The sequence below is a fragment of the Inconstantimicrobium porci genome (assembly GCF_009696465.1).
Lineage (GTDB): Bacteria > Bacillota > Clostridia > Clostridiales > Clostridiaceae > Inconstantimicrobium > Inconstantimicrobium porci.
Window position 1 is genome coordinate 60,311 of the sequence record NZ_VULX01000014.1, and the last position, 8,612, is coordinate 68,922.

Annotated in this window: 7 protein-coding genes; 5 read left to right on the top strand and 2 right to left on the bottom strand. The window is 30.6% G+C overall.

Features of this window, described 5'->3' with window-relative positions; all coding sequences use genetic code 11:
* Positions 1-30 precede the first annotated feature (30 nt).
* The 4 genes from rnr (at position 31) to uraA (ending at position 5,274) form a co-directional block, all read left to right on the top strand.
* Positions 31-2,169, top strand: a complete 2,139-nt coding sequence (rnr, locus tag FYJ33_RS10200) for a ribonuclease R (protein ID WP_154531631.1) — start codon at positions 31-33, stop codon at positions 2,167-2,169.
* 170 nt (positions 2,170-2,339) lie between these two features.
* Complete coding sequence (locus FYJ33_RS10205) at positions 2,340-3,116, top strand: formate/nitrite transporter family protein (RefSeq protein ID WP_154531632.1); 777 nt, start codon at positions 2,340-2,342, stop codon at positions 3,114-3,116.
* A gap of 93 nt (positions 3,117-3,209) precedes the next feature.
* A complete protein-coding gene (gene smpB, locus FYJ33_RS10210) occupies positions 3,210-3,677 on the top strand; it encodes an SsrA-binding protein SmpB (protein WP_154531633.1) in 468 nt (155 codons plus the stop codon).
* A 280-nt stretch (positions 3,678-3,957) separates the two neighbouring features.
* On the top strand, positions 3,958-5,274 hold the full coding sequence (gene uraA / locus FYJ33_RS10215) for a uracil permease (protein ID WP_154531634.1): 1,317 nt from the start codon (positions 3,958-3,960) through the stop codon (positions 5,272-5,274).
* A 231-nt stretch (positions 5,275-5,505) separates the two neighbouring features.
* Here uraA and FYJ33_RS10220 read toward each other — a convergent pair whose 3' ends face one another.
* Positions 5,506-6,996, bottom strand: a complete 1,491-nt coding sequence (locus FYJ33_RS10220) for a methyl-accepting chemotaxis protein (protein ID WP_154531635.1) — start codon at positions 6,994-6,996, stop codon at positions 5,506-5,508.
* Between the two features lie 179 nt (positions 6,997-7,175).
* On the opposite strand from FYJ33_RS10220, the gene FYJ33_RS16675 reads away from it, so the two are divergent.
* Positions 7,176-7,298, top strand: a complete 123-nt coding sequence (locus FYJ33_RS16675; RefSeq protein ID WP_268891461.1) for a hypothetical protein — start codon at positions 7,176-7,178, stop codon at positions 7,296-7,298.
* A 4-nt stretch (positions 7,299-7,302) separates the two neighbouring features.
* Here the strand turns inward: FYJ33_RS16675 and FYJ33_RS10225 are convergent, their stop codons facing one another.
* Positions 7,303-8,295, bottom strand: coding sequence for a tetratricopeptide repeat protein (locus FYJ33_RS10225; RefSeq protein WP_154531636.1), 993 nt, complete (start codon positions 8,293-8,295; stop codon positions 7,303-7,305).
* Between the last annotated feature and the right edge of the window lie 317 nt (positions 8,296-8,612).

Sequence of the window (8,612 nt, forward strand, 5' to 3'; positions counted from 1 at the left end):
ATATATATATCCTTGAAGGAGGAAAGTAGTATGGGAATAAAACAAACATTATTAAACTTCATAAATGAACCAGCATATAAACCAATGGAGATAATGGAGCTTGCCCAGATCTTCAATATAAACAAGAATGAATATAATGCATTTAAAAAAGTTATAAAAGCTATGGAAAGAGAAAACCTTATTGTAAGAGATAAAGCAGGAAGAATTGGCAGTGCAACAAAAGAAGGTACAGTTGAAGGTAAACTTCAAGTACATCCAAAAGGTTTTGGATTTGTTATTCCTGATGATGAAGAAAAAGAGGATATATTTATACCTATAAATAACATAAATGGTGCAATGAATGGTGATAGAGTTGTTGCAAAAATTCTTAAAGAAGATACAGCAAAGAAAAAATGTGAAGGTGAAATTATTTCTGTAACAGAGAGAGCAAATAAAAATGTAATTGGTGTATATCAGGATAGCAGAAATTTCGGATTTGTAATTTCTGAAGATAAGAGAATACCAAAGGATATTTTTATTTCAAAAAAGGACAAAAATGGTGCTGCTGATGGTGATGTAGTAATTGTCGAAATAACAAAATGGGCACAGGCTGATAAAAAACCTGAAGGTAAAATTAAAGAAGTTGTAGGTAAAAAGGGTGATGTAGGAATAGACATTCTTACAATAATTAAGAAGCATGGTCTTCCTGAACAGTTCCCACCTAAGGTATTAAGGTATGCAGATGGTGTAGAGGATGAGATATCTGAAAAGGAGATAGCAGGAAGAAAAGATCTTAGAAATATAAGAATGGTAACTATAGATGGCGAAGATGCGAAGGATCTTGATGATGCTGTATCAATTGAAAGGCTTGAAGATGGGAACTATAAATTAGGTGTTCATATAGCCGATGTTTCTCATTATGTTAGAGAAAATAATCCACTTGATAAGGAAGCATTTAAGAGAGCTACATCTGTATATCTTATTGATAGAGTTATTCCTATGCTGCCTAAAAAGCTTTCAAACGGAATATGTTCATTAAATCCTAGAGTAGACAGACTTGCGCTAAGTTGCATTATGACAATAGATAAACAAGGTAAAGTATTAGATCATGAGATTGCAGAAACTGTAATCAGAACTTCAGAAAGAATGACATACACAGATGTTACTAAGATATTAAGAGATCATGATGAAGAACTTATAAAGAAATATGATTATCTTTATGATGATTTTAAGGCTATGGAAGAGTTATGCAGGATATTAAATGCAAAGAGAATTAAAAGAGGAGCTATCGACTTTGAATTTGAAGAATCAAAGATAATCCTTAATGAATATGGCAAGCCAATAGAAATTAAACCTTATGAAAGAGAAATAGCTAACAGAATGATAGAAGAATTTATGCTTGTATGTAATGAAACTGTTGCTGAACATATGTACTGGACAAAGATACCATTTGTATATAGAATACATGAAGATCCAAACGAAGAGAAACTTGAAAAATTTAAAGAGTTTATGTATAACCTTGGATATAAAATAAAATGGACTAACGAATTACATCCAGCAACATTCCAGCATATTCTTGAACTTGTTAAGGGCAAGAAAGAAGAAACTGTTGTTTCTACACTTTTACTTAGAAGCATGATGCAGGCTAGATATGCTCCTGAATGCAGCGGCCACTTTGGACTTTCAGCAAGATTTTATTGTCACTTTACTTCGCCAATAAGAAGATATCCAGATCTTCAGATACACAGAATAATTAAGCAATTCTTACATGGTGAAATAGATGAAAAGCGTTCAACTAAGCTTATAGGAATTGTAGATGCAGCTTCAAAGCAGTCATCAGAAATGGAAAGAGTAGCACAGGATGCTGAAAGAGAAGTTGATGACTTAAAGAAGACAGAGTATATGGGAGATAGAATTGGAGAAGAATTCGAGGGAATAGTATCTTCTGTAACATCATTTGGAATGTTTGTAGAGCTTCCGAATACAATTGAAGGTCTTATAAGAATGAATGATTTAACCGATGATTATTACGTATATGATGAAGCTCAGCTTGCATTAGTGGGAGAGAGAACAAAGAAGACATATAAACTTGGAGATGCTGTTAAAGTTAAATGTGATAGAGTAAGCATTGAAAATAGAGAAATATACTTTACACTTGTAGAAGATGAATATAGCAGAGGAGAAAAGTAAACTCCTATAAGAAGAAAATATATAATGTAAACTTAAACATGGCTAAATTTCGTTTAAAAAAATGTTGAATCATAGTTGAAATGCTATAAGAATCTGTGTAAAATGTAGAAAGGGTATTTTCAAAAGATAAAGTTGGAAAAATCGGATTGAATAACAAAGGAGAATGAAATATGTTCAGACAGGAAATTGATGAAGTAGGCGGATTGGCTCTTAAGAAAACAAAATATATTGATGAAAGTGTATTTAAGTATTTCGCATTATCAGCTATAGCAGGATTTTTTGTAATAATTGGTATAGCAATAGCTTATACGACAGGTGGTATTTTTCAACATTTTGGAAAAATGTACGGAAAATTGGCGGTTGCTTTGACATTTTCCATAGCACTTGACTTGATTTACTTTGCAGGATCAGAATTATTTACAGGAAATTGTTTCATTTTAGGCGTTGGACTTCTTGAGAAGAAAGTTACATTTAAGAATGTGTTAAAGGTTCTTATAGTATGCTACTTAGGAAATTTTGCAGGTATAGCATTATTTGCGATTATTTACTTAATTGGTGGATCAGCAGCAGGTGACACTCTTCACTTTATAGAAGCATCAGCAGCAGCAAAAGTTGCGCTTACACCAATGCAGTCTGTATTCAGAGGAATACTATGTAATTTTGTAGTGTGTCTTGCAGTATGGATATGTATAAGAATGAAAGAAGAGACATCAAGAGTTATTGTAATATTCTGGTGTATATTTGCGTTCTGTATAGCTGGATACGAACACTGTATAGCAAACCTTGCAGTATTCTTTATGGCATTATTTGCACCTGGAACATCAATAACATTAGCAGGTGCTGCTACAAGTACGTTTTGGGTGACTTTAGGTAATATCATTGGTGGCGGTATATTTTTAGCTATACCATACTGGTTTGTAAGTAATACAAAAAATAAGTATCAGTAATTTTTTCCATATATCTTAAAAGTTGATTTTTTTGACACTTAATATATAAATGGATTATAATTTATATAAATAAATCCATAGTAGGTGAGAAATATGGCAAAGAGAATAACAAATAAGACTTTATCTGAAAATAGAAAAGCACGACATGACTATTTTGTAGAGGAAGCTATGGAAGCAGGAATCGAATTAGTTGGTACAGAAGTAAAGTCACTTAGAGCAGGTAAAGCTAACTTAAAAGATAGTTATGCAGAGATAAAAGATGGTGAAGTTTTTATAAGAAATATGCATGTAAGTCATTACGAGCAGGGAAATATATTTAATGTTGATCCTATGAGAGATAGAAAACTATTGCTTCATAAGGAAGAAATAAGAAGGCTTGTAGGGTTACTAAAGCAGTCAGGATTCACACTTATACCATTATCTTTATACTTAAAGAATGGCAAGGTTAAAGTTAACCTTGGAGTATGTAGAGGTAAGAAAAATTACGATAAGAGAGATGCATTAATCGAAAAAGCACAGAAACGTGATATTGAAAGACAGATGAAAGAAAGATTAAGATAATAAAAAACGTATCAAATTTATGTTTGATACGTTTTTTGTTTTTTAGGCTTTGAAATTAGATAATATTAAAATAAAAAGAGTAATGTAATAAAAGATGTTGAAATTTGAAATTAAATATGATAAACTACAAAACAGAAACTTTGTAAAATTTAATATAATTCATGAATCAGAGGCTTTTGATTCTTGAATAAACTTTCAAAGCGAGACTTTAAATTAGTCCTGTGAGACTAAAAAGGGAGCGAAAGCTTCCCCAAAATAAACAAAAAGGGGAGATTAATCAATGGTTAATTCAAATCAAGAGATCCATAATATGGATGAAGATCAATTCATAGACGTTACAGATAACGTATCTTTAGGAAAAGCAATTCCGCTTAGTTTTCAGCATTTATTTGCAATGTTCGGTTCTTCAGTATTAGTTCCAATAGTTTTTAATATTGACCCGGCAATAGTTCTATTCTTCAATGGTATAGGTACTTTATTGTTTGGAATACTTACAAAAAAGAAAATACCAGCATTTTTAGGATCAAGTTTTGCATTTTTAGCACCAGTTCAGATGCTTATGGCAAGTGGCTTTAACTTTGCACAAATACAGTCAGGATTTGTAGTATCCGGTCTTGTGTTTGCTGGAATAGCAGTAATTGTTGCTTATACAGGCGTAGAATGGATAAACAAGGTTTTTCCACCAGCAGCAATGTGTTCAATAGTTACAATAATAGGTCTTGAACTTGCACCAACAGCAGCAGATATGGCAGGTTTTGCAGTTGGAGGTTCTAATACAAAAGTATTTAATCCAACTTGGGTTATGGTTTCAATGATAACATTAGGAACAGTAGTAATAGGCTCAGTTGTATTTAGAGGGTTTATGAAGATTATACCAATATTAATAGGTATAGTAGTTGGATATTGTGTATCAATACCAATGGGATTAGTAGATTTTAAACCAGTACTAGATGCACCTTTCTTCTCATTACCACAGATGCACTTAGCAGAATTTAATTTAAACTGTATACTTGCAATATTACCAGCAACTTTAGTAGTAATTCCTGAACATATAGGACATATAGCTGTAACAAGTGATATAGTAGGTAAAGATTTAGCAAGAGATCCAGGTCTTAAGAGATCATTATTAGGTGATGGATTATCAACAGCTTTATCAGGATTATTTGGTTCAGTACCAACAACAACATATGGTGAAAACATAGGTGTTATGGCACTTACTAAAGTATATAGTTCAAAGATAATCATGGGAGCTGGAGCACTTTCAATATTACTTGGATTCTCAGGTAAGCTTGCAGCATTAATTAAGACAATACCAACACCAGTAATCGGAGGAGTTTCATTACTACTATTCGGTAGTATAGCAACATCAGGTATAAGATCATTCATAGAAAACAAGGTTGATTACTCAAAATCAAGAAACTTAATATTAACTTCAGTAGTATTAATAATAGGATTAAGTGGAATAACAATAGATATACCTTATGCAGGTAAAGTAGTATGCTCATTAAAAGGTATGGGACTTGCGTCAGTAGTAGCAATAGTAATGAGTTTATTATTTATAGTGTTTGAAAAACTTAATATAATGAATGAAAAATAATTAGTTCTAAAACCTTTAGATTAAGATGCTATATAACTGTATAGCATCTTTTTTATGTGCCCAGTATGGGTACGTACTATGTATGGTAGACGTTAAATAAAATAATTATTTAGCTGCTACTAGATTTGTGAATTAACGAAAGATACAAAAGTATATCTTTCGTTAAGGTAATATGTTATTTAGGAAAGCACGTTTGTGATAAAACGATAAAAACTTTCCTGGGAAATACATTTATTTAGACATTTTATTTAATGATTCACTTAAGTTTTTTAACTCATCTACTGAATTATTTATGCTTGTAATATCTTCGGTAGTTGTTTCCATAGTAGCAGATATTTCTTCTATTGCAGCAGCTTGATTTTGAGATATATCAGCAATCTTATTTATTTTTTCTAATATCATCATAAATTCAGTTGTAGTGCGGCTGTTCATTTCGGCATTCTGTGAAAGATATTCTGAGTTAGCTGAAGCAGCTTTCTTTATAATATCGAATGTGGATTTTACCTTTGATATTAGTTCTATACCTGATTTTACAGCTTCCTCACCAATATGAGATTTTTCAACTACTAAACTTGTTTTATCTTTAATTGAAGTTATTATTTTATTTATGTCATTTACAGTATCAGAACTGTTTTCTGCAAGCTTTCTTACTTCATCAGCTACAACTGCAAAGCCTTTACCATGTTCTCCAGCTCTTGCGGCTTCTATGGCGGCATTTAGAGCAAGCATATTTGTCTGAGCAGAAATTGCAGTAATAACATCTAGGAACTTGTTTATCTCTTCTATGCTGCATTGAAGTTCAGTGATGGTAGCGTTTGAGTTGCTTACAGATTGATAGATAATTTCCATCTGTTTGTTCATATCATCAATTCTTTCATGTCCTTGTTCAATCTGTTCATTCATTTCAGCGGACTGGGTTGAAACCTTGTCTGAAACGATTTGACTTTTTTTTATGTTCTCTGATGAGTTATTCATTTTTTCATTTATAGATTTAAGATCTTCAGACTGATCATTAATACCGTCTGAAATATCAGATATAGCATTATTTACGTTTGAAATTGCTTCTTTAGAAGAAGAAATGTTTTTATTAAACATTATTAAGTTTGTGTTAAGTATATCTGAATTCTTTTGAATCTCTTTCATAGAGTTATTTAATTTATCAGCAAGTTCTGTAGAAATTTTTTCTTTTTCTTCAGCTGATTCTATTAGTTGATTACCCCATTTTGTTAAGAAGTATAGAAGTATAAGAACAAAATTTATGCACACAATAATTTGAATGAATGACCATATGTTTACGTTCTTTGTTGAGCTATCTAATAATGATAAGCCTTTTACAGAAATCAGTGTAAGAAATAATATGTTGATTATTACCTGATAAAATTTAATTAGATTTTTATTAAAATATAATGCAATCATTGCAATTGATAAAAATATCATATAATGACTGCAGATTACTGTTATACTATCAGTTAAGATGAAGAATACTGATACAACTATTGGAATTGATGTAAAGAATAATGCTTTTATTTCATCTTTAATTGGGGAAAAATATAAGCCTATAGATATTGCTGTGAATATAGCATTAGTAGCGAAGCAAAGTAGACCTAGTCTTGTATTACATCCTTTTAATGCTAATAAAGAAAGTGTTAGTTCTAATATTGTTAAAACAACCAAGTTAACAAGATGAACTTTCTTTATATTATAAATATCATTTTTTGACATAGAAATAAATACCTCCGTTTTTGTTTACATAGTTTTATTTATCGAACAAAAAATGAAGATTTGTATATATATATTTAAATTTACTAAAAATATAGAAAATGTTTTTAAATAATGTAAAATTATTATATCTATGGTGCGTTTTTAAGAAATTTCTTAGCTCAAGATGCTTGTTTAATTTAGTGAAGAATAAAACTCTTGAGGCAGCTGTAAAAGTCACAGCTACTGCAAGAGGAAACAAACCAGTTTTAATATTTCAACACTTTATAGATAAGAATACAAGAAGTAAGGTTACTATATTTTAAAAGATTATAGCTTTACTAGTTCTTTGAACCTTGTATAAAGCTTTATATTATTTAAAAGTTCGTCATTTAAGGCGATTTTTTTGTAATCAGGATTTAATGAAATTGCTTTTTCAAGACATTTTAACGCATTTTCACTCTGCCTTAATAAGCTATAGAGACGGCTTTTATAATAGTAGGCAGTAGTACATAATGGATCAATCTTTATTGCTTCATTAAAGGACGTAAAGGCATTTTTAAAGTCGCCACTGTAGCAGTAAAGATCACCCATATTGCAGAACATCCATGAACTGGCAGGTGCGGCTTTGATAAGCTTTTTGTACATATCAATGCAGTCGTCGTACTGCTTTAGGACAAAATAACTGTCAGCAAGATATTTTATAATGCCAGCGTTTGTTTTTTCGTATTTTAATGTTTCTTTTAAATAAGGAATGCATTCACGAAACTCATTGTTCATGTAGAGCGATATACCCATGCCTGAAATTGCATATCTGAATTCTGGATTTATATCAAGAGCACACTTAAAGGCAGTTATTGCAAGATCAGCCCTGTTTAGTTCAATAAGTGCATTACCTTTGTTTACATAAGGGTAACAGTCATTTTTATTTAATGCTATTGATTTTTCAGCATAAAATATTGCTTTCTCATATTGATTTACTTCAAAACAACACCAGCTTATATTATTGTACAGTTCTGATGAGATGTTCTTAATTTTTAATGCTTCACAGCATGCATCTGTGGCTTTATTGAATTCTTTTTTTTCAGTAAGTATATATATAAGCTGGCCGTAATAAAAGTTTTTGGGCAGTCTCTCTTTTGATGTATTTAGCAGTTCTAAAGCTGCATCTAGTTTTTCTTTGTTTAATAGCATTATTATCTTTTTCTGAATAAAATCATCTGTGTTTTTGTAATTTTTGTATTTTATAAATTTGATTATGAGCATAAATATAAAACAGATAGTTATTATAAATGTATAAATCAACAAAATATTAGATTTCATAATTTAAAAATCCTCACGAAAAAATGCTTCCTATTTTATAATATGATTTAAGTGGTAAAAAAGTAACAAATGTTAGAGTATAATTTTTGTAGGCAGGAAAATTGATAAAAAATAAAGGAGATGTAAAAACATCTCCCCAATACATAAATTATCCATTATAATTTAATTGTCGAGATTAAATGAATGGAGATGAGTTTATGTATGATTTAAGTTTAAATGAAAAAGGAATAAGTTTCAAGGAGCTAGAGAAGAAAATTTATAAATATGCATGCGATACCGCTTGCGAATTAATGAAGTCAGTGTTGGAAACTTTAGAT